The organism is Streptomyces sp. TG1A-60 (assembly GCF_037201975.1).
Taxonomy (GTDB): Bacteria; Actinomycetota; Actinomycetes; order Streptomycetales; family Streptomycetaceae; genus Streptomyces.
In genome coordinates, this window is sequence record NZ_CP147520.1 from 7,154,571 (window position 1) to 7,180,136 (window position 25,566).

General features: G+C 72.6%; 13 protein-coding genes and 2 pseudogenes. 7 read left to right on the top strand and 8 right to left on the bottom strand.

All coding sequences use genetic code 11. The features are described from left to right. Positions 1-43 precede the first annotated feature (43 nt). Positions 44-1,717 (top strand): cellulase family glycosylhydrolase, encoded by a 1,674-nt coding sequence (locus tag WBG99_RS31475; protein WP_338899589.1) that lies wholly within the window; start codon positions 44-46, stop codon positions 1,715-1,717. A gap of 55 nt (positions 1,718-1,772) precedes the next feature. Here WBG99_RS31475 and WBG99_RS31480 read toward each other — a convergent pair whose 3' ends face one another. Next, positions 1,773-4,934 (bottom strand): glycoside hydrolase, encoded by a 3,162-nt coding sequence (locus WBG99_RS31480; RefSeq protein ID WP_338899590.1) that lies wholly within the window; start codon positions 4,932-4,934, stop codon positions 1,773-1,775. 457 nt (positions 4,935-5,391) lie between these two features. On the opposite strand from WBG99_RS31480, the gene WBG99_RS31485 reads away from it, so the two are divergent. Then, the gene (locus tag WBG99_RS31485) at positions 5,392-7,122 is read left to right on the top strand and encodes a hypothetical protein (RefSeq protein WP_338899591.1); all 1,731 of its coding nucleotides are present in this window, start codon (positions 5,392-5,394) and stop codon (positions 7,120-7,122) included. A gap of 103 nt (positions 7,123-7,225) precedes the next feature. Here the strand turns inward: WBG99_RS31485 and WBG99_RS31490 are convergent, their stop codons facing one another. The 6 genes and pseudogenes from WBG99_RS31490 to WBG99_RS31515 form a co-directional block, all read right to left on the bottom strand. Next, positions 7,226-7,867, bottom strand: a complete 642-nt coding sequence (locus tag WBG99_RS31490; RefSeq protein ID WP_338899592.1) for a cutinase family protein — start codon at positions 7,865-7,867, stop codon at positions 7,226-7,228. 160 nt (positions 7,868-8,027) lie between these two features. Beyond that, positions 8,028-9,257, bottom strand: coding sequence for a helix-turn-helix domain-containing protein (locus tag WBG99_RS31495; protein WP_338899593.1), 1,230 nt, complete (start codon positions 9,255-9,257; stop codon positions 8,028-8,030). 122 nt (positions 9,258-9,379) lie between these two features. Beyond that, the gene (locus WBG99_RS31500; RefSeq protein WP_338899594.1) at positions 9,380-10,405 is read right to left on the bottom strand and encodes an alpha/beta hydrolase family protein; all 1,026 of its coding nucleotides are present in this window, start codon (positions 10,403-10,405) and stop codon (positions 9,380-9,382) included. Between the two features lie 22 nt (positions 10,406-10,427). Beyond that, positions 10,428-14,608, bottom strand: a pseudogene (locus tag WBG99_RS31505) (type I polyketide synthase). Continuing rightward, on the bottom strand, positions 14,605-16,353 hold the full coding sequence (locus WBG99_RS31510; protein WP_338899595.1) for a fatty acyl-AMP ligase: 1,749 nt from the start codon (positions 16,351-16,353) through the stop codon (positions 14,605-14,607). Before WBG99_RS31510 ends, WBG99_RS31505 begins: the two are co-directional and overlap by 4 nt. Before the next feature lie 106 nt (positions 16,354-16,459). Next, complete coding sequence (locus WBG99_RS31515) at positions 16,460-17,938, bottom strand: acyl-CoA carboxylase subunit beta (protein WP_338900544.1); 1,479 nt, start codon at positions 17,936-17,938, stop codon at positions 16,460-16,462. Between the two features lie 383 nt (positions 17,939-18,321). Here WBG99_RS31515 and WBG99_RS31520 point away from each other — a divergent pair, with 383 nt between their 5' ends. After that, positions 18,322-18,993, top strand: a complete 672-nt coding sequence (locus WBG99_RS31520; protein WP_338899596.1) for an expansin EXLX1 family cellulose-binding protein — start codon at positions 18,322-18,324, stop codon at positions 18,991-18,993. Between the two features lie 421 nt (positions 18,994-19,414). Next, positions 19,415-19,936, top strand: coding sequence for a hypothetical protein (locus tag WBG99_RS31525; RefSeq protein ID WP_338899597.1), 522 nt, complete (start codon positions 19,415-19,417; stop codon positions 19,934-19,936). 456 nt (positions 19,937-20,392) lie between these two features. Here WBG99_RS31525 and WBG99_RS31530 read toward each other — a convergent pair whose 3' ends face one another. Then, positions 20,393-21,145, bottom strand: coding sequence for a DUF4142 domain-containing protein (locus WBG99_RS31530; protein WP_338899598.1), 753 nt, complete (start codon positions 21,143-21,145; stop codon positions 20,393-20,395). A 295-nt stretch (positions 21,146-21,440) separates the two neighbouring features. Here WBG99_RS31530 and WBG99_RS31535 point away from each other — a divergent pair, with 295 nt between their 5' ends. From WBG99_RS31535 to WBG99_RS31545, 3 genes and pseudogenes are all read left to right on the top strand, one after another. Next, positions 21,441-22,367: a cyclase family protein gene (locus WBG99_RS31535; protein WP_338899599.1), complete on the top strand. Its 927-nt coding sequence runs from the start codon at positions 21,441-21,443 to the stop codon at positions 22,365-22,367. Positions 22,368-22,590: 223 nt separating this feature from the next. After that, positions 22,591-24,986, top strand: a pseudogene (locus WBG99_RS31540) (SpoIIE family protein phosphatase); the annotation flags it as partial. A 114-nt stretch (positions 24,987-25,100) separates the two neighbouring features. Further along, positions 25,101-25,436 carry an ATP-binding protein gene (locus WBG99_RS31545; protein WP_338900545.1) on the top strand — a complete coding sequence of 112 codons (336 nt, stop codon included), beginning with the start codon at positions 25,101-25,103 and terminating at the stop codon, positions 25,434-25,436. Positions 25,437-25,566: the final 130 nt, after the last annotated feature.

Consider the following 25,566-nt stretch of genomic DNA (forward strand, 5'->3'; position numbering starts at 1 on the left):
CACGCCCTGAGATTCTCGGCGCTCACCCCCACCTGGAGCCGCAGTGAGAACGACACGAAGCACGCAGCGAAGGAACCCCTTACACGCCCTCCTGGCCGGACTCGCGAGCCTGGTCGGGCTCACGCTCCTCGGCGTCCTCGCCCCGGCCGCCGCCCAGGCGCAGTCCTCGTCCGACGCCCTCGCCACCGGCCTGCACATCAGCGACGGCCGGCTGCTGGAGGGCAACGGCAACGATTTCGTGATGCGCGGCGTCAACCACGCCCACACCTGGTATCCGGGCGAGACGCAGTCGCTGGCCGACATCAAGGCGCTCGGCGCCAACACCGTCCGCGTCGTCCTCTCCGACGGGCACCGCTGGACCGAGAACAGCCCCGCCGACGTGGCGAACGTCGTCGCCCAGTGCAAGGCCAACCGGCTCATCTGCGTCCTGGAGGTGCACGACACCACCGGATACGGCGAGGAGGCCGCGGCCGGGACGCTGGACCACGCGGCCGACTACTGGATCGGCCTCAAGGGCGTGCTCACCGGCGAGGAGAACTACGTCATCGTCAACATCGGCAACGAGCCCTGGGGCAACACCGATCCGGAAGGCTGGACCGCCCCCACCGTCGCCGCCGTGAAGAAGCTGCGGGCCGCCGGCTTCGAGCACACGATCATGGTGGACGCACCCAACTGGGGCCAGGACTGGCAGGGCGTCATGCGCGCCAACGCCCGGTCCGTGTACGAGGCCGACACGACCGGCAACCTGATCTTCTCGATCCACATGTACAGCGTCTTCGACACTGCGGCGGAGATCAACGACTACCTGGGCGCCTTCGTGAACGCCGGACTGCCCCTCCTCATCGGCGAGTTCGGCGGGCCCGCCGACCAGTGGGGCGACCCGGACGAGGACACCATGATGGCCGCCGCCGAGCGACTGGACCTCGGCTATCTCGCCTGGTCCTGGAGCGGCAACACCGACCCGGTCCTGGACCTGGCGATCGACTTCGACCCCGCACGGCTCAGCGGGTGGGGGCAGCGCGTCTTCAACGGCACCGACGGCATCGCGCAGACGTCGAAGGAGGCCACGGTCTTCGGCGGCGGCAACCCGGGCGACACCCAGGCGCCGACCACCCCCGGCACCCCGACCGCCTCGGCCGTGACGGCCACATCGGCCACTCTCTCCTGGACCGCGGCCACGGACGACGTCGGCGTCACCGGCTACGACATCGTCCGGGTGAGCGGCTCCACCGAGACCAAGCTCGCGACCTCCACCACCAACTCAGTCACCCTGAGCGGCCTCACCGCCGACACGGCGTACACCTTCGCCGTCTACGCCCGTGACGCGGCCGGCAACCGGTCGGCGCGCTCCGCCACGGTCGCCGTCACGACGGACGAGGACGGCGGCACACCCGGCGGGAACTGCGCCGTGACCTACCGCGCCACCAACGAGTGGCAGGGCGGCTTCCAGGGCGAGATCGTCATCCGCAACACCGGCACCACCGCCGTCAGCCGCTGGACCCTGGCCTTCACGTTCGCCGACGGCCAGACGATCACGAACATGTGGGGCGGGACCGCCACCCAGAACGGCGGCTCGGTGAGCGTCGCACCCGCCTCCTACACCTCCACCATCCCCGCCGCGGGCTCCGTGACCGTCGGCTTCACCGGCAGCAAGGGCGGCACCAACACCGCGCCGTCCACGTTCACGCTCAACGGGGCCGCCTGCGCGAGCGGTTGACCGGCCCCGTGCGAAGCGAGCGGCGGGGGCCAGCTGGTGGCCCCCGCCGCTCACCTCAGCGTCGGACGAGCTCGATCCGGTACTTCCGGGTCTGCGAGCCGTCCTCACCGGTCACGGAGACGACGGCCGTGCGACCGCTCCGGTCCACGGTGACGGTCGCGTACGGGTCACGGGCCGTCGCCGTGACCGGCGCCCGGCCCGGGGCTCCGGTGACGACCCGGTAGGTGGTGGTGCCGGGATCGAAGGACGGGATCGGCCTGCCGGCCACCTCGATGGAGGCGGCGGCGGCGTCCGAGGAGACGCCGGGAACCTTGGCGTACACCTCGATCTCGCCCATGGTGATGTAGCCGCCCTGGCGTGCGGTCATGACCACGCGCACGCCGGTCGCCGGACCCGCGTCGAGCGGGACGTCGACCACCGGTGTGCCCTCGGTGCCGACCGCGACGGAGCCGCTCGCGTCGGTCCAGGGGCCGTCGTCAGCCACGCGGACCTGCACCTTCAGGCTGGCGGGGAAGGAGGCGTTGGTCCCGTCCCGGTGGAAGTGGGCGACGACCCTGGTGAGGTCGCGGGCCTTCGGCAGGGTGAAGGCGATGGTGTCGGACGGGTTCTTGGTGCCCGGCTTCCAGTTGGACCAGGCCTTCTCGGCGGTGTTGCCGTTGCGCAGCCGCTCGGCGTCGTAGCCGCTCTCGGTGAAGGTGGCGCCCACGGAGACGTTCTCGTCGGGCGCGATGTTGGTCTCCGTGCCCTCGGTGACCTGCACGCGCACGGTCGCGTCGACCGTTCCGCCGCCGACGGCCTCCGCGGTGCCGGTCAGGGTCACCACGCCCGCCTTGGCGAACGCGCCGCGGGGTGCCGCGTCCCAGGTCACCGGGAGATCGGTCCGGCCGCCGTGCCGGCCGACACCGACGACCGTCGTCGGCAACTCCGGGACGCCGCCGACGTAGGTCTTGGCGCGGCCGGTCCGGGTCGAGGTGATCGTGTCGACGGTGACCACGGCCTTCGCGCGGATCGTCCGTCCGAGGGAGTCGGTGGCCTCACCCGTGACGCGTACGGTCCCGGGCTTGCGCCACTTGCGGTCCGACGGCAGGTCCCACACCACGGGCAGGGACCCCCGGGCGCCGTCCCGGAACACCGGGGTTACCGTCTCCGGCAGCTTCGGCCGCAGACCGGGAACGGTGAACGCCTCGGCCCGCTCGGTGCGCAGCACGGTCTCGTCGATCACGGCCCAGCGCTGGTTGGCCGCCGAGGTCGGGGTGTACGTCGACACCTTGGCACCGTCCGCCGACGACTGCCCGGTGACGTCGACGAGGCGACCGGTGGCGGCGTTCACGAATGTCCAACTGCCGTCCCCCGTGGTCGACATGACCCACTGGGCCGCCTCGGGCACTATGCCGCCGGCGGGCTCGTCGAGGACGGCCTGGTTGTCGCGCACCGCGAGCCGCCCGCCGGTGCGGGCGTTGGTCAGAACGTAGCGCTCACGGTTGTCGACGCCGCGGGTCAGCTTGCGCACCGCCCACAGTTGCTCCGCGCTGTCGGTGTCGGTCGTGCGGATGACGACGCCCGTGCCGTCCTCGGACGGGACCAGCGACTTGCCGCTCTGCGTGCCCTGGAGCCGGTAGACATGCCCGCGCTGGACGAGGGCCGCGTCCTTCGCGACGCCGCTGACGCCCTTGACCAGGAAGGTGGTGACGGACTCGGCGGGGACGTCGAGCGTGGCCGAGCTGTCGTTCACCCGGACCGGTGTGCCCTTCACGAGGGCGCCGTCGGCGCTCGTCACGACGGGGGTCACGGTGGCGCGGGAGGAGACCTTGCCGAAGCGCGAGAGGTCCAGGGTGACGGAACGCGCGGTCGTGCCGCCGTTCACGTGGACCACGGTGGCCGCACGGCCGGACTTCTTGACGGCGGCGACGCTGGAGGGGTCGTCGACCTTCACGAAGTGGTCGCCGGGGCGGATGTGGTGGGTAAAGTTCCGGATCGTGTGGAACTTGGAGTTGGCACGGATCGGGCAGGTCTCCAGGGTGTCCTCGGCCGTGCAGTTGAACGGGACGTGGATGCTGCCCCAGTTCTTGCCGGCCGCGGCCTGCGGAATGGAGTCCTCGATCGGCTGCCAGAACACCCAGGCGGAGGGCTCCAGTTCACGCATGTCGTCGACCATGCGGGTGGCGATCCCGAGGCCGGGGTCCATGCTCGTGAAGTCGGTGCCGGTGCCCCAGGTGCCCTCGACCTCGCTCATCCAGAGCTTCTTGTCCGCGCCCTTGGCGATGTCCCGCGCGCTGGTGCGCATGCCGGTGCCGTAGGTGTGGACGTTGAGCTGGGGGAGGACAGCCCGTGCGGCGGTGTCGTAGGCGTTCCAGTTCCGGGTGAACGTCGTGGGGTTGGTCTCGTCCATCGCCGAGATCTCGGCTTCGGTCTTCGCCCCTTCGAGGGCCTTGTCGAGGGCCAGGACCACCTTCTGCTGGAGGGCCGGTCCCGCGTGCGCGCCCTCCTGGCGTCCGCCCGTGGGCTGGCCGTCCGCTCCTATCTGGGTGCCCCAGTAGGGCGTGTTGGGCTCGTTCAGCGGGGCGATGGTGTCGAAGTCGATGCCGTGCGCCTTCTCCATCTCCTCGGTGACCCGCACCAGGTAGGTGGCGAACTCGTCGACCCGGTCCGCGCGGATCTGGTCCGCACTGGAGTCGAAGCCGCCGGAGACATAGCCGCTGACGGTCTGGAACCAGGGCGGCGAGTTGCTGAACGCCTCCCACTTGGTGATCTTGTGCTTGATCTGGTCCACCCACCAGCGCTGGCCCGAGTCGGCGTCCCAGTTCCAGTGGTCGGGGTTGTCCGGGTCCCACCACTCCATGTCCTGCCGGGTGGTTCCCTCGGGGGCCTTCCAGAAGCCCTCCATGGTCGCGCCGGCCTTCATGTAGTCCTTGCGGACGTCCGGGGCGTTGCCGCCGCCGATGTTGTAGCGCGCGATGTTGAGGCCGAGCCCGTCCTTGCCGAACAGCATGTCGACGAGCTGTCTTCGGACGGGCTCGGGGTAGTTGCCCGTGGCGTTGGCGAACCAGACGAGGCTCGTGCCCCACCCCTCGAACTCCTGCTGCTGGTACGACGGGTCGATCTGCACGGTGACCGCGCTCCGCGCCGCCGGGGCCGACTCGTCCGCGGTCGCCGTCGGCGCGGCCATGAGACCGGCGCCGAGCGCCAGGGGGACTATGGGCGCGATTGCCCGGACCATGCGATGTCGTGGCGACACGACACTCCCTTCCACAACACAGAGGCGAAGACGCCTCGTTGACATGCCCAAAACACGTGCTTAGCATTCAGGAAACTGAAAGCGCTTTCTAGTCCCTGTGCGGGTTTTCGCGCGGTCCGGGAACATCTGCTCGTCCGCCTCGGGAGGAATCGCGGGAGGTCGTCGTCGCGCGGTGTTCCGGCTCTCAGTTCGACGGGGCGAGCGCGAAGATCTCCACCGGCGGCGGCCACTTCTGGCCGTACGGGCTGCACTTCGACAACGAGTTCTCCGGCACGGCGGCCGACGGGCACGTCCGGATCGTCGCCGCGATGGTGCGGGACGGGCTCTAACCCGGCTGAGGCCAAAGGGAGTTGGGGGCCGGTGACAAAGGCGCCGACAGTCGCTGCGTTCTTGTGAGCATGGGGCGGTGGGGCTGCTGGGGCGGTCCTACCGTCCCAGCATGAACACGAGCAGCAGCAGGAAGAAGACCCCAAGAACACTGTGCGGTAGCGCGCTGGCGGTGCTGCTGACCGTCGGGACGCTCACCGGAGCCGCCCCGCACGCCCGGGGCGAGGGCGCGCGGACCGAGACGGCCGTGACGTCGACGAGTCCGGTCGGCGGTGTGACCGAGACGATGGTACGGGTGAAGGCACCGCTGCCGACGTCCTTCGGGTCGCGGCCGGCGGCGTGCGACTGGCTGTCGTATCTGCGCTACCGGGCCACGGACGGCCCGGCGGCCTCGGCCGACGCCGACCGGATCCTCGTCGCCCAGCCGGGGATCCTGGAAGGCGCCGGCGCCTTCGACAGCGTCGCCCGCAACACGGTGGCGCGCGCCGCCGCGCAGGGGCGGCACATCGAGTTCTGGGCCCTGGACCGGCGCTCCAACTGTCTGGAGGACCGCACCGGCGTGGCCTCCGGCGACCAGCACACCGCCGTCGACTACTACTACCGGAACAAGCGGGTCGAGGGCCGCACCTTCGACGGGTTCGTCGGCAACTCGGATCTGGGCTGGATGGCGAAGCTCGGTATCGAACGGACCGTCCGCGACCAGTACGACCTGCTCACCGCCGAACTGCCCGATCAGCGGCTGCGCGAGGAGAAGGTGCTGTGCGGCGGGCACTCGCTGGGCGGTGTGATCACCGGGTACTTCGCGACCGCCGACTTCGACGGCGACCGGGCCACCACGGCTGACGCCGGACACAACCAGTGCGCCGGCTACTTCGCCCTCGACACCACCGTCTCCACCTCGCTCGCCGACCTCAGCGGCAGCATCCCGGACGACACCAACCTGCCGGACGTGGGCCTCGGCTACGGCGCGGTGCAGGCCGGGCTCGACAGCGGACTGCTCTCCCGCTCGATGTCCGCGCCGGTGCTCCTCAATCCCGAGATGATGACCCTGCTGGCCATCTCCGGCCTGGGCGTCCTGCAGGATCCGGACGGTGAGGCCACCTTGCCGGACTACCTGCCCCGCAACACCAACATCGAGGTGACCAACCGCTTCCTGTTCTCCGAGGACACCGCCACCTTCCTCACCGGGTCGCCCGCGGTGAGGGACTTCCGGCTCACCAACGAGGCGGTGCTCGGCGCGCTGATGGACGACCACTCCGTACCGATGGCGTTCCTGCAGAGCAGCGTCGGCTTCTTCGACGGCGGGCCGATCGTCGACAAGAACTTCCCCGCTGCCAACGGCGGCGACCAGCAACCGGTGCCGTTCGGCAGCGAGTACAAGGCCATCCCCGACCAGCCGGGCGGACCGCTCTACACCTGGCGGAACTACGACCGTGTCGGCGACCCGGACGACCCCGGGTACCGGTCGGCCGACGGGACCCCCTTCACCGACGCGGGCAAGGAGGTCACCGACATCCAGGAGCTGGCCCGCAGCATGGCCGAGCAGCCGCTGGACTTCACCGAGCAGTACTTCCCGACCAAGCTGATCACCGACATCGAACTGTCCACCTCGCCCCAGGTGAAGCGACTCGTCGTCCACCCGGACGGGCTCACCGCCAACCCGACGCTCACCGTGCTCGCGGGTGACGGGCTGCTGGCGGGCCGCGTCCCGGCCGACCTGGACCCGGTGATCGCCGACGGCTACCAGCACCTCGATGTGCTGACCGCCGCGCCCACCCAGAACAACGGCCGCCCCGAGCCGGTCTCCACCAGCCTCACGGAGTTCGCGCGGGCACCCGAGTAAGCCCGAGAAGCCGCTTTCCCCCATGGAAGAAGGGCCCGGGAGGATCTCTCCTCCCGGGCCCTTCGCCTGTACGGACGCAGGCTCAGCGGCGACGGACGCGGGCTCAGACCTTGCCCGCGGCGAAGGCCGCCGCCGCGTCCGCGTTCGCCCTGTAGCTCAGGTGCGCGCCCGTGTCGCCCCCGCCGTTCTCGCACACCGGGTCACCGGTCGCGCAGAAGTCGATGGTGCGGCTCTGGTAGGTGCCGGTGACGCTCTTGCCGAGGGCCCGGATCGGGTTGCCGAACAGCAGCACCGCGGCGACCTTGGGTTCGATCGCGGCCGGGATCGTCGCCACGATGGGGCTGCCGACCACCGCGCCGGCACTGCTGATGCCGATGGAGTTGTCGACGACGTTCGCGCCCTGCGAATAGCCGACGAGGATGAAACGCTGGTCCGGACAGGCGGCGGCCTGGCTCCTGACGTGGTTCACCAGGTCTCTGTTGCCCTGCGCGGCCGAGGTGAGGGAAAGGTTCGCAGGGTAATTCACCTTGTAGCTGGACAGCGACTTGCCCGTGATTTTCTTCTGCAGCGCGGAATACACGGGGTCGCCGACGATGAAGCCGAGCGTGCCCGGCTCGAACGTGCCGCGAGCCGCGACGACGTCGATGTCCGTGCAGGCCGCGGCGGTGGCCGGGGAGGCCGAGACGGTGGCCAGTCCGGCCCCGCCGACCAGTGAGAGTGCCGCGAGGCACAAGCGGATACGCATGGAAATCCTTTGAGGGTGGGGCGTTTGGAGCGCCTGTGGAAAAGGACGTCCCGAAGGTATTCGCTGTGTCGGTCCCAGTGTTATGGACGGGAATTCAAGAATTCCTCGTCTTTTTGTGCCGAGGTGAGTGGGAGAAGAGTCGGCGGGGATGTGTGTGGTCTCACGCGGGGCATGTGTCGTCGCGCAGCGCCTCGGCGCGCAGGGCGAGTATGAGGTCCAGCCGGGTGCCGGGTTCGTGCAGGGCGTCGCCGAAGAGCTTCTCCAGCTGGCGCAGGCGGTAGCGGACCGTCTGCGGGTGGACGTGCAGGCGGGCGGCGACATCGGGCACGTTGCTGCCGCTGAGCAGCCATGCCAGCAAAGTCTCGGCGAGCCGGCCACGGGGCCCCTCCGCGACCGCGTCCAGCGGGGCCAGCACCTGCGTCTGCAACTGGGCGAGCATCGGTTCGTCGCTGTGCAGCAGCAGCGTCGACAGATGGTCGGCGCAGCGCACCACGCCCTGCCGGGGGAGGATGCCGCGCCCCATCAGCCCGAGCGCGCGGGTGGCCCAGCGCAGCGACCGGGCGGCCTCCGTGAGCGGGACCGTCGGGCCGATCGCGGCGGGCCTGCCACGCAGCGCCAGGGTGAACGCCCGGCCGCCGAAGCGACCGGAACCGTCCGGGTCGGGCACCAGCATCCGCGGCGGCCGGGACTCCATGTCCACCAGCGCCCCCGCCGCCGCCAACGGCCGGTCCGCCTCCCGTTGCTCCGCGGTCGCCGCGAGCGCGACCACCGCGACCTGCCTCGGCACCGACCACCGGGCGCCGTGCGCCAGGTCCTGCACCGCCTCCGGGGCCACCGGCCCCTCGTCCAGGAGCAGATCGAGCAGCCGCCTGCGCCGCCGCTCCAGCTCGCCCGTGCTGCGCGACCGCGCTTCCGCGTATCCGGCGGCGGCTGCCTCGGCGACCTCGTGCATCGTCCGGAACGCCAGCTCGCCCAGCGCGGACACGACCGAGGAGTCCAGGCCCAGTTCCTCCGCCGTACGGCCCATCAGCCGCCAGGCGTGCAGACCACCGACGCGCAGTGCGGACTGCAACGCGTCCAGGGCGCGGCCCTCCAGTGCCTCGCCGCGCCCGAGCTCGTAATAGGTGGCGGTGATCGCGGCGCTCTGGCCGCGGGGATCGGCGATGTGGTCGACGAACAGGGTCAGGGCCTGGACGACGCCTGACCTCAGGTGCGCGCTGTATGCCCCGTCGGCCGGCCGGGCGTACTCCGGGACCTGTCTGCGCACCTGTTCCTCCACCTCGTCGGCGACGTCCGCCAACTGGTCGCGCAGCAGGTTGGCGAGTTCGTGCGGCACCGAGGCGGCGGCCGGGCCGTCCGGTACACCGTGCGGCGGGGTGGGGGCAGCCACGGCTGACCCTCCTTTCACCCGGAAGCGGCTCACCCGTGGGCTGGTGCCCGTGGGGTGAGGGGCAAGTCCTGGGTTGGACGGACGAGCCCTTCGCTCCGTTCCGTGCCCCGACGGCACCGACCTCACGCCGGCACCCCCAGCGCACCGGCGAGCATCGGCCACGACGCGCCGAACTCCCGCTTCCAGTAGGCCCAGCTGTGTCCTCCTCCCGGGTAGAAGTGGGTGGTCACCGGGACCCGCAGCCGCGCGAGCGTGTCGGTGAAGGCGTGCGCCGACGGCCACAGCGCGCTCTCCAGCGCTTCCGGGAGCCAGTCACCGGTCCCGCCGGCCACGCCGCTGCCGCTGGACACGTACAGGGCGGTGGCGCGCAGCCCCGCCGCGCGGGAACGCGGGTTGAAGTCCCGCCAGGTGAGGAGGTTCAGGAACGGGTTGCCCCACAGGGATCGCGGCGCCAGGTTCTCCCGGGCCACGATGGCGTCCATCAGGCTGGGCACTCCGGGCGCCATGGTGTCGAGGATCCCGCTGTAGGAGGCCGCCGCGGCGAACGTCCCCGGGTGACGGGCGGCGTGCGCCATCGCACCGTAGCCGCCGGTGGAGACCCCGGCGACCGCCCGGACCCCGGACGCGCGGTAGTCGCGGGCCAGCAGCGCCGGCACCTCGTCGACCTGGAAGGTCTCGTAGTCGGGCCCGTCCCGCCAGGCGGTGGGAATGCCGGTCGGCCCGGCGTCCGGCATCGCCACGATCAGCTCGCGGCCCTCCGTGAACGCCACTACGTCCGTCTCCCGGGTCCAGGACGTGTAGTCGTCGTGGGCGCCGTGGAGGAGGTACAGGACGGGGTACGTCCGGCTGGGCTGCGCGCCGAAGGAGGAGGGGAGGATCAGTCGCACCGGGGCGCTCCGGCCCAGGGCGGTGGAGGGGAGGGAGACGTCGAGGGTGCGGGGGCCGAGCGGGGTGACCGTTCGAGTGGCTGTGGCTGTGGCTGTCTGGCTGGTGGCGGTCGACTTGCGTGGGGCCGCCCGGTGTGTGGCCGCCGTGGCGGTACCGGTGGCTGTGGCGCCGAAGAGGGCGGCCAGGCCGGTGGCGGCGGTCCCCCTGGCGAGGGCGCGTCGGGACATTCCGGTGGGCGATGCGTCGTTGGGGTCGGACATGGCGGCACTCCTCGGCTCGGGTTCAGCGGTTGTTCCTGGCGAGCTGCCACCGCAGATGGGTGGCGATCTCGTCGACGTGCGGCGGGTCGAGCAGCGACAGATGGTGCCCCGCCACCCGGACGACCGAAAGACGCGGGCACAGCTCGTCCCAGCCGAGCGACGCGTCGTCCCGCTCGTACGCCCGGTCGCGCACGGTGTGCGGCGCGGGCTCCGTCGCCCGGTACAGGAGCACCCGCCCGTCGTACCGGCCCGGCCGGTGGGCCTCGCCGATCCGCAGGTCCAGGTAGGAGGACCGCTGGTGAGCGAGGGCCGCCCGCGGCACGTCGGCTGCCTCGCGCAGGGCCCGCAGCACGGTGTCGACGCGCTCGCCGTCGTCCTCCGTCGCGGCCAACTCGTCGTACGGCAGCTCCAGTTCGACGCCGTATGTGTCGGCGACGTACCGGGCGAAACCCTCGAAGTGGGCGCGGATCCGCTCGGCCGGTGTCGTCTCGGGCCGGGGCAGCGGCCGTACGGAGTCGATGAGCAGGACCATGTCCACATCCCGTCCGGCGGCCGTGAGCTGCCGCGCGGCCTCCTGCGCCACGAATCCGCCGAACGACCAGCCACCCAGCAGACAGGGCCCCTCGGGGTGCGCGGCGGCCACCGCCTCGGCGTAGCGACGCGCCTTCTCGGTGACCGTACGGGCCTCTTCGAGCCGCTCCAGCCCGTACACCGGCCGTTCCGTGCCGAGGCGTTCGACGAGGGGACGGTACACGTCGGTCGTGCCCCCGGCGGCGTGGACGAGGAAGAGCGGGGGAGGGAGCCGGAAGTCCGGAGGGGGTGGAGTGGGGAACGGGGGCCGGCGGTCTGCCGGGGATGGGGAAGGGCGTCCTCGCCCGGCGCTGTCTCCGGCGCCGCCTCGTCCGGCGCCGCCCTCCCCGGCAGGGCCCGCTGGATACGGGCCGCGGCGTCCTCGACCGTGGCGGCGCCCAGCAGGTCGCGCAGGGGGAGCTCGATGCCGAACTCGCCTTCGAGCGCGGTGCGGATGCGGACGGCCATCAGGGAGTCCAGGCCCAGTTCGGCGAAGGCGGTGGCCGGGGTGACGCGGCCCGGCGGATGCCCGGTGACGGCGGCGATGTGATGACAGAGACGGGCGTGGACCGAGGCGTTCTCCACCCCGCGGTCCCCTGCCGCCGCCTGGCCCCCGCCCCGCTCATGCCCTCCTTCCGTCGCACGGACCTCCTCCGTGACGCGGTCCCGCGCTGCCCGTGCCGTCGTCCAGCCCGTGGCCGCGACGCCCGCACGCCCGTCCGTCCACCAGTGCCGCACGTGCCGCCAGCGCGGCGCGGGCAGGTCGGTGACGCGGCCCGGCGGCGGTGGAAGGCGCAGTCCGGCGGTGTACAGGGTGCCCAGCCGCGTGAGGAAGTCGGCGGAGGTGTCGGCGTCGCGGTGGAGGGTGCCGAGAGCGAGGACGCCGGGGGCGGTGTCCGTGAGGGCGCGGGTCAGGACCGGGTGGGGGGAGAGCTCGACGAAGGCGGTGTGCCCGTCGGCGGCGGCAGCGGCGACGGCACGGTCGAGGCGTACGGGCCGCCGCAGGTTCGCGACCCAGTGCGCGGCGTCGAACACGCAGTCGCCACGGGGGTCGTCCAGCACCGTGGAATAAACGGGGACGCGGGGGCGTCCGCCCCGGATGTCGGACAGCTCCGCCGACAGCTCCGGCAGCAGCGGCTCGACCTGCGGGGAGTGGCCCGCTCCGACCACCCGCATCGCACGCGCGGCCCGTCCCTCCCGCTCCAGCCGCCGCACGAGCCGGGCCACCGCCGGCTCCTCCCCGGTGACCACCTTCTGTCCGGGCGAGGAGTGTACGGCGACATGGACGCCGGGGAAGTCCCGTTCCAGGGAGTCGAGTTCACCGTCGTCGAGGTCTACCACCGCCATCGCCCCACCGTGCAGCCCACTGAGCAGCCGGGCCCGTACGGCGACCACGCGGGCCGCGTCCGACACCTCCAGCGCGCCCGCGCACACCGCGGCGGCCACCTCGCCCAGGGAGTGGCCGATGACGGCGGCGGGCTCGACGCCGTGCGCGCGCCACAGCTCGGCGAGCGCCAACTGCAGTCCGAAGAGGACGGGTTGGGCGACCTCCAGACGGTCGAGGTCGCCGCCGGAGGCCAGGTGGTCGTAGAGGGAGAGGCCGCACTCGGGGGCCAGTAGCGCGTCGAGCTTCTCCACGGCCGCGGCGAAGGCGGGCTCCTCGGCCAGCAGCCGACCGCCCATGCCGGCCCACTGGCTGCCGTACCCGGAGAAGACCCACACAGGGCCGCGCCCGAGGAGATCGCGGTCGCCGGTGACGACCCGCGGGTGGGGGAGTTCGCCCGCCAACGCGCCCAGTCCGTCGGTGAGTTCGGCACGGTCTCCGGCGACGACCGCGGCACGCACGGGCCCTCTTCCGGTCCGCCCGGCGAGCGTGCGGGCCACGTCGGCGGGGTGAGCGGCGCTTCCCTCGGGCGTGCCGAGCCAGTCGGCGAGCCGGGCGGCGGTGTCGCGGACCCGGTCGGCGTCGATGTCGGAGAGGAGGTGGAGGCGGGCGGGGGACTCCTCGGCCGGGGGCGGCAGCAGGGCGCCGGGCCGCCATTCCTCCAGTACCGCATGGGCGTTGGTACCACCGAACCCGAACCCGGAGACCCCGGCGGTGGCCGTACCGCCGTACCGGGGCCACGGCTCGGCCTCCGTCGCGACCCGTAGCCGTGGGTCGTTCCCCAGGGCGCTGCCCTCGGCACAGTGCAGCGAGGGCGGGATCAGATCGTGGTGGAGTGCGAGGACCGTCTTCACCAGGCCGGCGATGCCCGCGGCGGACTCCAGATGGCCGAGGTTGCCCTTGACGGAGCCGAGGAGCAGCGGCTGGTCGGGGTCGCGACCGGCGCCGAGCACCGCACCGAGCGCGCCCGCCTCGATGGGGTCGCCGAGCGGGGTGCCCGTGCCGTGCGCCTCGACGTGGTCGATGTGCGCGGGGTCGAGTCCGGCCCGCGCGTACGCGGTCGTCAGAAGAGCCTGCTGGGCCGCCGGGTTGGGGGCCAGGAGGCCGTTGGAGCGGCCGTCGGAGTTGACGGCGGTGGCGCGGATGACGGCGAGGACACGGTCGCCGTCCCGCTCGGCGTCGGACAGCCGCTTCAGGAGCACGGCCGCGCAGCCCTCGCCGCGCCCGATGCCGTCGGCCGCCGCCGAGAACGGCTTGCAGCGCCCGTCCGGCGCGAGGGCGCCCGCCCGCCGGAACGCCACGGTGACCGTGGGGGAGAGCAGCAGGTTGACTCCGGCGGCGATCGCGAGGTCGCTCTCGCCCGTGCGCAGGCTGACGCAGGCGTGGTGCACGGCGACCAGCGACGACGAGCACGCCGTGTCGACGGCCATGCTCGGCCCCCGCGTGTCCAGCACGTACGCCAGCCGGCCCGCCGCCACGCTCAGCGCCCCGCCGGCCGGTGCCCAGGGATCGACGGCCGCCGGGTCGGCGCCGGTGAGCTGCCCGTACTCGGGCGCGGAGACCCCGACGAAGACACCGGTGGCGGTACCGGCGAGGGAGACGGCCGGGACGGCGGCGTGGTCGAGGGTCTCCTGGACGACCTCCAGCAGGATCCGCTGCTGCGGGTCCATCACCGCGGCCTCGCGCGGGGTGACGCGGAAGAAGTCCGCGTCGAACCCGGCGACGTCGTCGAGATAGCCGCCGTACGGGAGCGCGTCGGCAGGCGGGTAGGGCGTGAAGTCCCGCCAGCGGTCCTCCGGGACCCGCCGGATCGCGTCGACGCCCGCGGTCAGTGACCGCCAGTACTCCGCCGGGCCGTGCACACCCCCGGGCAGCCGGCAGCCGATCCCGACGACCGCGACCGGCTCACCGGGCGAGGGCGTCGCAGGGGGAGGAGCCGTGGCCGCCGCCGGAGCGTTGTCCGCCGTGCCGCACAGACGGGCCACCAGGGCATCACCCGTGGCGGCCTCCCACAGCAGCGTCGCCGGCAACTCACGGCCCGTCGCCCGGGACAGCTCCCCCGTGAGCACGACCGCGTCCCGCGAGGACATCCCGAGATCCGCGAGCGGCCGGTCCATCGGCACGTCCTCGACGGCCGTGCCACTCCAGGCGGCCACCCGCTCGGCGATCAGCCGCCGCAGCGCCCTCTCGTCGCCCGCGTCGACCGGACCGCGCGGCCTTCCCTCCCCGGCCCCGTCCACGACCCTCATCCCACGACTCCCGCCGCGTAGGCGCCCGCCAGATAGCGCTCCCGGGTCAGTGCCCGTGACACCTTGCCGCTGGAGGTGCGGGGCACCGTGCCCGGTGCGAGGAGGAGGACCTCCGAGAGCCGCAGCCCGTGCCGGGCCGAGACGGCCGCGCGTACGTTCCGTACCAGGGCCGGTACGTCGATCTCGGCGAGAGGCACGGTCCGCGCGTGCTCCGCGACGACGACCACCCGCTCCCCGGTGCCGCCGGGCACGCCGAACGCGGCGAGCCGGTCACGCCGTACGGCCGGATGCGCGTCCTGGGCCGTGGCCTCCACGTCCTGCGGGTAGTGGTTGCGCCCGTCGACGACGATGAGGTCCTTCAGCCGTCCGGTGACGATCAGCTGCCCGTCCAGGACCGTCCCCAGATCGCCGGTCCGCAGCCATCCGCCCGGACCGTCCGTGACCTCGGCGAACACGGCGCCGAAGACGTGCCGGCTCTGCCGGTCCTGATTCCGGTACCCCCGCCCCACGTTGGGGCCCTGCACCCAGATCTCGCCGACCTCCCCCTCCGCCAGTGCCACCCGGGACACCGGATCGGCGATCCGCACCCGCTGGCCCGCCGGGGTGCCGCAGCCGGCCAGCAGCACGGCCCGAGGATCGTCGGCCCGCGCGGGCAGAGCCTTCCCGCTGGCCAGGGCGTCACGGTCGAGCGCGAACCTGCGCAACGGCTCCCCGGGGCGGGCGGCACTGACGAAGACGGTCGCCTCGGCCAGCCCGTACGACGGACAGTGCGTCTCCGGCAGGAGTCCCTGCGCGGCGAACGCGGCGTGGAAACGGTCGGCCGTGCCGGGGCGGACCGGCTCGCTGCCGTTGAGCAGCGCGCTGACGCCGCCCAGCCGCAGGTCGGCCTTCTGTGCCTCGGTGACCGCCGACGCGCAGTAGTCGTAGGCGAAGTTGGGCGCGGCGCTCAGCGCGCGCGGGTGTGCGGCCAGCAGCCGCAGCCAGCGCACGGGCTCGTGCAGGAACGCCACCGGATCCATCAGCACCGACAGCAGCCCCCGCACCACCGGCGCCGCGACGCTCAGCACGAGACCCATGTCGTGGTACAGCGGCAGCCAGCCCACACAGGTCACCGGGTGCGCGTCGGCACCGTAGGCGGCCAGCGCCTGGCGGGCGTTGGCGACGACGTTGGCATGGGTGATCTCCACGCCCGCCGGGGTGCGGGTCGAGCCGGAGGTGTACTGGAGGTAGGCGACCGCGCCGTCGTCGGGCGCGGTCGGCCGCCAGTCGCCGGCGGCGGCGTCGGGCACCTGGTCGGCGGCGATGACCTTCGTCGCCCGGCCCGCACAGAGCTCCCGCACCTCGTCGAGCACGGGTCCCGTCGTCACGACGACCGCCGGGCACGCGTCGGTCAGGACCGCCGACAGCCGGTCGCCCTGTCCGGGCAGACCGGGCGGATACAGCGGTACGGCGACCAGTCCGGCGGCGAGCGCCGCGAGGAAGGAGGTGACGTACTCCGTCCCCTGCGGACACAGCACCGCGACCCGGGACCCGGGCTCGGCCTCCGTGGCGAGCCGGGCGGCCACGGCCCGTATCCGCAGGTCCAGGCGGCGCCAGGTCAACGTGCGGTGGACGCCCCGCGACTGCGGCGCGGGGTGGTCGACGAAGGTGAACGCCCGGCGGTCGGGAGTGGTCTCGGCCCAGTGCCGCACGTACTCCGGCAGACTCCGGAACACGGGCGCGAGCGGGGGGCGGCGGCAGTCCATCGGGCATGGCTCCTCACGTCGCGGGGACGGCTTGCGGTCAGCGGGGTGGGCGGTTGGCGCGGTCGCGGCGGTCCGGCCGGTGGACCGGTCGGGGGCGTGGGGGCGCTCAGAGCGGGATGTTGCCGTGGCGGCGTTCCGGCATCGGGGCGCGCTTGCCGCGCAGGGCGCGCAGGGCGCGGCAGATGTGGGCGCGGGTGTCGCGCGGGGCGATGACCGCGTCGACGTATCCGCGCTCGGCGGCGAGATACGGCGTGCCGTACGTGCCCTCGTACGCGGAGACCAGACGGGCGCGCAGCGCGTCGGGGTCGGCGGCGGCGGCGAGTTCACGCCGGTGCAGGACACCCACCGCGCCCTCGGCGCCCATGACGGCGATCCGGGCGGTGGGCCAGGCGAGGTTGATGTCGGCGCCGAGATGCTTGGAGCCCATCACCGCGTAGCCGCCGCCGTACGCCTTGCGTACCACCACCGTGACCTTGGGGACGGTCGCCTCGGCGTACGCGTACAGGAGTTTCGCGCCGCGCCGGATGATGCCGGCCTGCTCCTGGCGCACGCCGGAGAGATAGCCCGGGACGTCGGCGAAGGTGAGCAGCGGGATGCCGAACGCGTCGCAGAACCGTACGAACCGCGCGGCCTTCTCGGAGGCGTCGATGTCGAGGACCCCGGCGGCGTGCAGTGGCTGATTGGCGACGACACCGACGGCCGCGCCCTCGACGAGGGCCAGCGCGCAGATGATGTTCGGCGCGAACAGCTCCTGGACCTCCAGGAGCTCACCGTCGTCGACGACCGCGCGCAGGACGTCCCGCATGTCGTAGGCCTGCCCGAGCCGGTCCGGCACCACCGCGTCCAGGCACAGCCCGGCGGGCGCGGCCCCCGGCGCGTACTGCGGGGGCCGCTCCAGGTTGTTGGCGGGCAGGTACGACAGCAGGTCACGTACGGTGTCGAGGGCGTCCACCTCGTCGGCGGCGAGGAAGTGGGCGTTGCCGTTGACGGTGTTGCTGGTGCGGGCGCCGCCCAGTTCCTCGGCGCTGGTGCGCTCGCCGGTGACCGTCTCGATGACGTCGGGCCCGGTGACGAACATGTGCGAGGCGCCGTCCACCATCACGGTGAAGTCGGTGATGGCCGGCGAGTAGGCGGCCCCGCCGGCGCACGGCCCGAGGACGACCGAGATCTGCGGGATCACCCCGGACGCCTGTACGTTGCGGCGCACCAACTCCGCGTAGAGGGCGAGCGAGGTGACGCCCTCCTGGATGCGGGCGCCGCCGCCGTCGTTGAGCCCGATCACCGGACAGCCCGTCTTCAGGGCGAGGTCCATCAGGGCGATGGTCTTCTCGCCGAAGGCCTCGCCCATGCTGCCGCCGAAGACCGTGGCGTCCTGGGCGAAGACACAGACGGGGCGGCCGTCGATCGTGCCGTGCCCGGTGACCACGCCGTCGCCGTACGGACGCCGGGCGTCGTCGCCGGTGGGCCGGGCCCGCACGAACAGGCCCGTCTCGGTGAACGAGCCCGCGTCCAGCAGCAGGTCGATCCGCTCCCGGGCGCCGTATTCTCCACGTCTCCCGGGTCCGCCCGGAGCGACCGCCCGCATACGGCGGCTCTCCAGATCGGTGATGCGGTCGGCGGTCCGGTCGACGGTGCGTTCACCGATCCGGTCATCGACCGGTTCGGGTACACGGGTGGGCGCCCGCTCCGTCAACCGCCTCGCCCGGGATGTTGTCACCTCTAGCGTCACAGCCACCTCCGAAGTGGCTTTCGAATATGGCAGCGCGGGAGGGGTGGGCCGGGCCAATCACCATTCTGTTTGCGGGAGATGAGTCCTGTGGGGTCGGCGTTCGTCCGTGCGTGACAAGGGTCCGGGCACGCCAGAGGGGCGTTCGAGACGTATGGCTGTAATCGGGCTTCTCTTGAGATTTCAAAGATGTCAGGATCTCGGCGCCCGAGCACGCTCCCCTGTTCTCGAAAGGCATCCGCATGCGTGGACGACTCGCCCTCCTCGCCGCCGTCACGGCCTTCCTCGCCACGGCCACCGCACCGGCGTACGCCAGTGTCCAGCCGGGTGTGACCTACTCCGGCGAGGGCACCTTCTACGGCGCGACCGGCGTCGGGAACTGCCTCTACGACGCCACCGGCGACATCGCCGTCGCGGCCCTCAACCACACCGACTACGACAACGCCCGGATGTGCGGCGCCCACATCCGCGTCAGGGGGCCCCGGGGCGAGATCACGGTGAAGATCGTCGACCGCTGCCCGGAGTGCCGCCCCGGCGACGTCGACCTCGGCCGGCAGGCGTTCGCCCGCATCGCCGATCCCGTGGCCGGCCGGGTGCCGATCACCTGGACGCTGGTGAGCCCGGACATCAGCGGCCCGGTCGCCTACCGCTACAAGGAGGGGTCCTCGCCGTGGTGGTGCGGCATCCAGGTCCGCGACCACCGCAACCCCGTGGCCACCCTGGAGGTCCGCACCGGCACGACCTGGCACCGGCTGCCGCGCCAGGAGTACAACTACTTCGTCTCCGCGGACGGCACCGGCTGCGGCTCCGCCATCCGCGTCACCGACATCCACGGCCAGACCCTCACCGACACCGGCATCACCGTCACCCCGAACGTCGACCAGCCGGGCCGCGCCCAGTTCGGCAAACGCTGACGCGCTGGGGGCGTGGCACCGCTGCGCCGTCGTGACCGCCAATCCCGACGTGCCATGGCCGCTCTCGTGGACTCCGTTCGCGGAGGGCAGCCGCCCGGCCCCGGCTCTTCGGGCCGGGCGGATCTGTCAGCGCCGCAGCGTCGTCACCTCCGAGTGCCCTCCTGTCCGTGACCGTGACGGGCGCGGGCGGGCACGGGCACGGCACTTCCTGTCCGCGGGCCCCACTCGTTCGTTCCGGGCCTGAGCCGGTGGAGGTCGGTGCAACCCCTTCGGCGTCGAACGCGTCGTACTGACGTCCCGGTTCTGGTGCGGCACAGCGGTGTGGCCGAGGACACGTCCCTTCCGTGGCCTGCGCCATGTCTGGGCCGACGGCGCCCGGCTACGTTGTGCAACGCACTCCCCAGTACTCACGGACGGCCCGGTGCTCGCAGATCTCTCCCCGCTCATAGCGGCCACCACGCAGTGGCTGACGCGCGCCTATCCGGCGGGCGGCGGCGCGCTGGACGGCGCGCTCTTGGAGGCGCAGGCCCGGCAGGCCGTCACCGTGGCGGCATGGCTCCGCTATCCGACACCGATGGACGTGGCGCTCGTCGGCGTGGCGGGCCCGGGCGGCTCCGCCCGGCTCGACTGGATCACCGGCACCGGCGAGGCCCCTACCCCCGGCGAGTACGCGTGGCGGACGTGGGTCGACGAGGTCGTGGCCAGCTGGGCGGCCTGTCTGCTCGCCGACCCCGAGCTGGCCCACAGCGCGGTGGCCGCCCTCACCGGATCCCACCACACGACGGGCTCACCGGTCGCCTTCCGCCGCCTCCTCACCCCCGACGACCCCGACCGGCGGGCGGCGGCACTGCTCCGCCACCCCGACCTCCTCGCCCCCGTCGCGGCACTGCACCACGCCGGCCTCCTCACCACCCTGGAGCCGGGACAGTCCCTGACGGCCTGAGCCGCCGTGGACGGTGGCCCTCATACGGCCCGCCCGCCTGTCGGCGCAGCGGCAGCCCCGCCGAGTGGTCGTCCGGCAGTTCGCCGACGGTGGTGAGGGCGACGGCGGGGGCGCCGCGCTTGCAGCGGCTCATCGACGAGGGCCGGCGCGCCGTCCAGATGTCATGGCCCGGTGCCGCGCCGACCTCGCCGAGGTCGTCGAGCGCGGCACCCCGAAGCAGCGGGTGGCGGGCATCAAGGCGCCCGCCGCGTTCGACGTGGCGGGCGGAGAATCCGTGGTCCGGCCGACGGGCGACGCGAAGTCGTTCCCGTCGGCCTTGGCGACACCCGGGGGGCCGAGGCGCCTGAGCCGTCGACCGAGCCCGCCCCTGCCCGGTGACGACCGCCCTGGCCGAGTGGTATCCCGTGCGAGCGAACGGCCGCCTTCCGGGGCGTGGGGGAGCGGGGCACAGACGGGTCACTCCGTGGCGGCGTCGCCCGCCGTCGGGGTCGGTGTCGGGGCGCTTGTCCGCACGTCCAGGTCCGGGCGGGGGGTCAGGACGACCATCGGTGCGCCCGGCGGGGGCACGGGCGGGGTGACCTGCTCCCTGGGGAGCTTGGGCGGGTTGGTCTGCTGGTAGTTGACCTGGTCGTGGTCGACCAGGCCGGTCTTCTCCAGCACCGTGATGTGGTCGAGCACGGTGTCGTTGGCCAGGTCGGCCAGCTGCCGCACCAGTGTGTTCCGCGTACTGGCACGGATCTTCGCGATGGCCGGGAAGATCTGGCCGTGCGTCACCCGCATGATGGTCACCGCGGTGGAGTCGAACTCCTTGCCGGTGGCCGCGTCGACGGTCTCCACGAACTCCTGCTGCTGCGGGCTCGCCTCGTTGTTGAGCCTGATGCCCAGCTCGGGGGCGATCTTCCGGCACATCTCGTCCAGGCCGGCGTGCCCGACGACCAGGTGCTCGCCCGCCTCCTTCATCTCCGGCGTCGTACCGCGCTCCATCACCATCTCACCCAGCGGGTACTCCCACAGCCCCGCCGAACGGACCTTGATGACGAAGTCCCGGTCGGCCTCGGTCAGCGGGCCGAACTGCGTGTTGGAGATGATCCGTTCCTGAGAGGAGGCCGTCTTCTCGATCCCCAGCAAGGGGGGGTAGGCGAGCGCGGCGACGGTCATCAGCAGACCACCACTCACGAAGATCGTTCCGATGCGCCATGTGCGCGGCATGAAAGTGGCACCTCCGGCAGGGGATGGGTCGTCATGAGGTACGGACGGAACCGCCGGATGCATCATTGCTCCGGGTAAAATCTGCGAGGCACCCGGGCCGGTGGGCGTGCGGCGGGCCTCGATCGGTGCGGTGACCTGCGTGCCGTCGAGTTGTGTCCCGGTATGTCGGTGGATGGCCGAGTAGTACCGACGTCTTGTGCGTGGGCACGCCGCTCTCGGCTCGGGTCCTGCCATAAGGTGCTTTTCGGACGCTGTTCCTCTCCGAAGCGGCGTCGAGGCCGAAGGGTGAGCACGGATGACCGACAACGGGCCCGCAGTCTCCCGGCGGCAGTTCGACGCGATCTTCGAATCGGTTCGTACGTGGGGGCGCTGGCCCCAGGCGGACCGGGGTGCCTGGAACCGGGTGACGGCGGACCATGTGCGGCGGGCCGTGGCGGGAGTGCGGTCGGGGGTGGTCGTCCCGATGGCGCTGCCGTGGAACACGCGGCCGGGCCCGGACAACCGGAAGCCCGCCCTGCACCACATGACCGATCTCGGGGACGTGGAGAGCCCGGAACCCACCACCCACAAGGACTTCATCGCCGCCGACTACCACGGCAAGGGCGTCACCCATCTCGACGCTCTCTCCCACATCGCCTACCGGGGGCGGCTCTACGACGGCCGGGCGGCCGACGGGGCCGTCAACGCCGCGGGTGCCCGGTTCGGCGCGGTCTCGTCGCTCGGACCCCTCGTCACACGGGGTGTGCTGCTCGACCTGCCCGCCGCCCTCGGTGTCCGCTGGCTGGAGCCGGGGCAGGCCGTGCACGCCAGGGACGTCGTCGCCGCCGAGAAGGCGCTCGGCGTGACGATCGGCGAGGGCGACGCGGTACTGCTCCGGTCCGGGTGTGTCCGCCGCCGCGAGGAACTCGGCGCCTGGGACCCCGACGAGGCGAGCGCGGGGCTCCATGCGGCGGCCGTACCCCTGCTGGCCGGACGGGGCATCGCGCTGCTCGGCGGCGACGGTGACAGCGATGTGCGGCCCTCGCCCGTGGAGGGCGTGCACTCGCCGGTCCACGCCCTGGTGGTGGCCGCGATGGGGGTGCCGCTGCTGGACAACCTCGACCTGGAAGCGCTCGCCGACGCGACCGCAGAGGCAGCGCGCTACGACTTCCTCCTCGTCGTGGCTCCGCTGAACGTCCCGGGCGGTACGGGTTCCCCCGTCAATCCGGTCGCGGTCCTGTGATGCCGGGCCGGATCGGTCACCGCACGTGAGGAAAGCCGCGAACCGTGACTCACGTTGCTGATACCCGTATCCTCGTCAATGCCAGATATTTCCGATAAGCGGATGCCTAGGGGCGAGTGAGGCCAGCGTGGTTCGGTCCGACGGCGAGCCGGTACTCACGGGACGTGCGACAGACGGCACGGGGCCCGCCCGTTCGCGTGAGCGGTTTCTGCAGGGTGAGGCGATGGAGAAGGGCGTGCGCACCTCGATCCTGAACTCCTGGCAGCGCTGCCGTGACCTCGGCCTCTCGCCCGGCCGGTCCGATCTTCCCTTCCGGGACGACTTCGACCGGGACGCCCGGATCACCCGAGCCGCCGTACCGGTGCTCGACCGGCTGCAGTCCGGATTCGCCGGCAGCGCGGTGAACATCTCCGTCGCCGACGCGGACGGCACGGTCCTGCTGCGCCGCTTCGGAGAGGCGTCGCTGGCCAGGGGCCTCCCGGATGTCCAGGCCGTGCCGGGGTTCGTGTTCGCCGAGCGGTTCGCCGGGACCAACGGCATCGGTCTGGCCCTCGTGGAGCGGCAGCCCATCCGGGTCTACGGTGCCGAGCACTTCGCCGATCGCTCGCAGGCCAACGCCTGCCGCGCGCTGCCCGTGCGCGACCCGCTGAGCGGCCGTATCGAAGGCGTCCTGTGCTTCGGCTATCCGCGCACCTTCGAGAACCCGGCGCTGGACACCGTGATCCGCAAGGCGGCCGCGGCCATCGAGCGACGGCTGCTGGGGCAGAGCTCCACACGTGAGCGTTCCCTGCTGCAGGCGTATCTGGATGCCGGGGCCCAAGCCGGAGCGGGCCCTTACCACAGCGTCGGGGTGGACGAGTTGGCCCTCGGGCTGCGCCCCGGCGAGCGGGCCGCGCTGCTGGAGAGGGCCGCCGAGCTGATCTCCCGCGCACAGCGCGCCGCCGTCGAGGTGCCCCTGACGGACGGCCGATGGGTCACCCTCGTGAGCCGTCCGATGACCAGCGCCTCCGGAGTGGAGGGCATCGCCGTCGAAGCCGTGCTTCCCGGCCCCTCGACGGGCGAGTCCTTCGCCGTACCGCGCCGGCTCGACGAGAGGCTGGGCTTCCTCACCGGGACGGCCGCGACCGCCCGGCCCGTCGAGTCCGCCGACACCCGGGCCGCCCGGCGATTCCAGGACGCCCCCGGGCTCGTCATGGCGCCCGGCCCGCTCGCCGCCGTCCCGGCGCCCGGCCGCCGGCGCGACGCCTCCCCCGGCCGCGTCATCACGGGCGTCGACGGCGTCACCCCCGACGGCCTCGCCGTCGACGGCGTCACGACCGCCTCCGACGGAGTGCCGGGCGGCCGTCCCGGTTCCCCGACCCCCGAGAGAGGTCTCGTGATGGTGGGGGAACCCCATGTGGGCGGCTACGCCCTGGCCGCGCGCCGTCGCCTGGAGCTGCTGTCCGAGGCCAGTGCCCGCATAGGTACCACCCTGGACGTGCGCCGCACGGCCCAGGAACTCGCCGAGACGGCCGTCCCACGCCTCGCCGACTACGTCACCGTCGATCTGGCCGAACCCGTACTGCGCGGCGAGGAGGCCGCCGACCCCCGGGGCGACCTGCGCCGGACGGTGGTCCACGGCACCCGCGACGACCTCCCCTTCAGCCCCGTCGGCAAGCAGATCGACTACGGCCCGACCGCGCCCCAGCTGCGCTGTCTGACCGACGGGCAGGCCGTGCTGGAACCGGATCTGAAGGCGGCAGCCGACTGGCTCGCACAGGACCCCGAGTACACCGAACGGCTGCTGAGCCGCGTCCACTCCCTCATCGCGGTGCCCCTGGTCGCACGGGGTGTCGTCCTGGGCGTCGCCGCCTTCTACCGCGCGCAGGACCCCGCCCCGTTCGGGGACGACGACCGCTCGCTGGCCCAGGAACTCGCCACCCGCGCCGCACTGTCCATCGACAACGCCCGGCGCTACACACGCGAACGCACCATGGTCCTGGCCCTGCAGCGCAGCCTGCTCCCGCAGGGTCTCCCCGTCCAGGACAGCGTCGAGGTCGCCCACCGCTATCTGCCCGCCGAGTCCGACGTCGGCGGCGACTGGTACGACGTCATCCCGCTCTCCGGCTCCCGTGTCGGTCTCTTCGTCGGCGACGTCGTCGGCCACGGCATGCTCTCCGCCGCGACCATGGGCCGTGTGCGCACCGCCGCCCGCAGCTTCGCCGAACTCGACTTCCCGCCGGACGAGGTCCTCACCCACCTCGACAACCTCGTGCAACGCCTGGACCGGGAGGATCCCGTCTCCGACGGCGGCGGCATCATAGGCGCGACCTGTCTGTACGCCGTCTACGACCCGACCTCCCAGCAGTGCACCATGGCCCGCGCCGGCCATCCGCCGCCCGCACTGGTCGACCCCGACGGCGCCGTGTCGTTCCCCGAGCTGCCCCCGGACCTCCGCTCGGCCTCGGGGGCCTGCCCTTCGAAGCCGTCGAGATCCACCTCCCCGAGGGCAGCCAGCTGATCCTCTACACCGACGGACTCATCGAGGACCGCAACCGGGACGTCGACGTGGTCCTCGAACAGTTGCGCGGGGCTCTGGCGCACTCCGAGCGCACACCGGAGGAGACCTGCCGGGTGGTCCTGGACACCGTGGCGCCCGCCCACCCGGGCGACGACATCGCCCTGCTCGTGGCCCGCACCCACGCCTTCGACCCTCGGCGGATCGCCACCCGGGAGCTGCCCGCCGACCCGGCCGTGGTCAGCGAGATCCGCGCCTTCGCCCTGCGGCAGCTGGCCGACTGGGGGCTCGACGAGGCCGCGTTCGCCGCCGAACTGATGCTCAGCGAACTGGTCACCAACGCCATCCGCCACGGCGCCGGGCCCATTCGGGTACGGCTGCTCCACGACCGCTCCCTGATCTGCGAGGTCTCCGACACCAGCAACACCGCCCCGCACCTGCGCCGGGCGGCCACCACCGACGAGGGCGGCCGGGGCCTCTTCCTCGTCGCGCAGCTGTCCCAGAGCTGGGGCACGCGCTACACCCCGGAGGGCAAGGTCATCTGGGCCGAATGCGGCCTCGACGGTGGCTGACGCGACCGGCGGCCCGGGCGTGCCGCCGGACCGTCGGGCTCACAGAGGGCGGCGAAATGCCGTAAATGATGCAATATGTACGGCTAGTATCGCTGAGGCAAGTCGGGAAGCACTTGCCAGGCCGATCCCC

Excerpts from the sequence above, each read along its gene's own strand:
- WBG99_RS31480 (WP_338899590.1), bottom strand. The coding sequence starts at position 4,934 with ATGGTCCGGGCAATCGCGCCCATAGTCCCCCTGGCGCTCGGCGCCGGT.
- WBG99_RS31485 (WP_338899591.1), top strand. The coding sequence starts at position 5,392 with ATGAACACGAGCAGCAGCAGGAAGAAGACCCCAAGAACACTGTGCGGT.
- WBG99_RS31490 (WP_338899592.1), bottom strand. The coding sequence starts at position 7,867 with ATGCGTATCCGCTTGTGCCTCGCGGCACTCTCACTGGTCGGCGGGGCC.
- WBG99_RS31500 (WP_338899594.1), bottom strand. The coding sequence starts at position 10,405 with ATGTCCGACCCCAACGACGCATCGCCCACCGGAATGTCCCGACGCGCC.
- WBG99_RS31510 (WP_338899595.1), bottom strand. The coding sequence starts at position 16,353 with ATGGACTGCCGCCGCCCCCCGCTCGCGCCCGTGTTCCGGAGTCTGCCG.
- WBG99_RS31515 (WP_338900544.1), bottom strand. The coding sequence starts at position 17,938 with ATGCGGGCGGTCGCTCCGGGCGGACCCGGGAGACGTGGAGAATACGGC.
- WBG99_RS31520 (WP_338899596.1), top strand. The coding sequence starts at position 18,322 with ATGCGTGGACGACTCGCCCTCCTCGCCGCCGTCACGGCCTTCCTCGCC.
- WBG99_RS31530 (WP_338899598.1), bottom strand. The coding sequence starts at position 21,145 with ATGCCGCGCACATGGCGCATCGGAACGATCTTCGTGAGTGGTGGTCTG.
- WBG99_RS31535 (WP_338899599.1), top strand. The coding sequence starts at position 21,441 with ATGACCGACAACGGGCCCGCAGTCTCCCGGCGGCAGTTCGACGCGATC.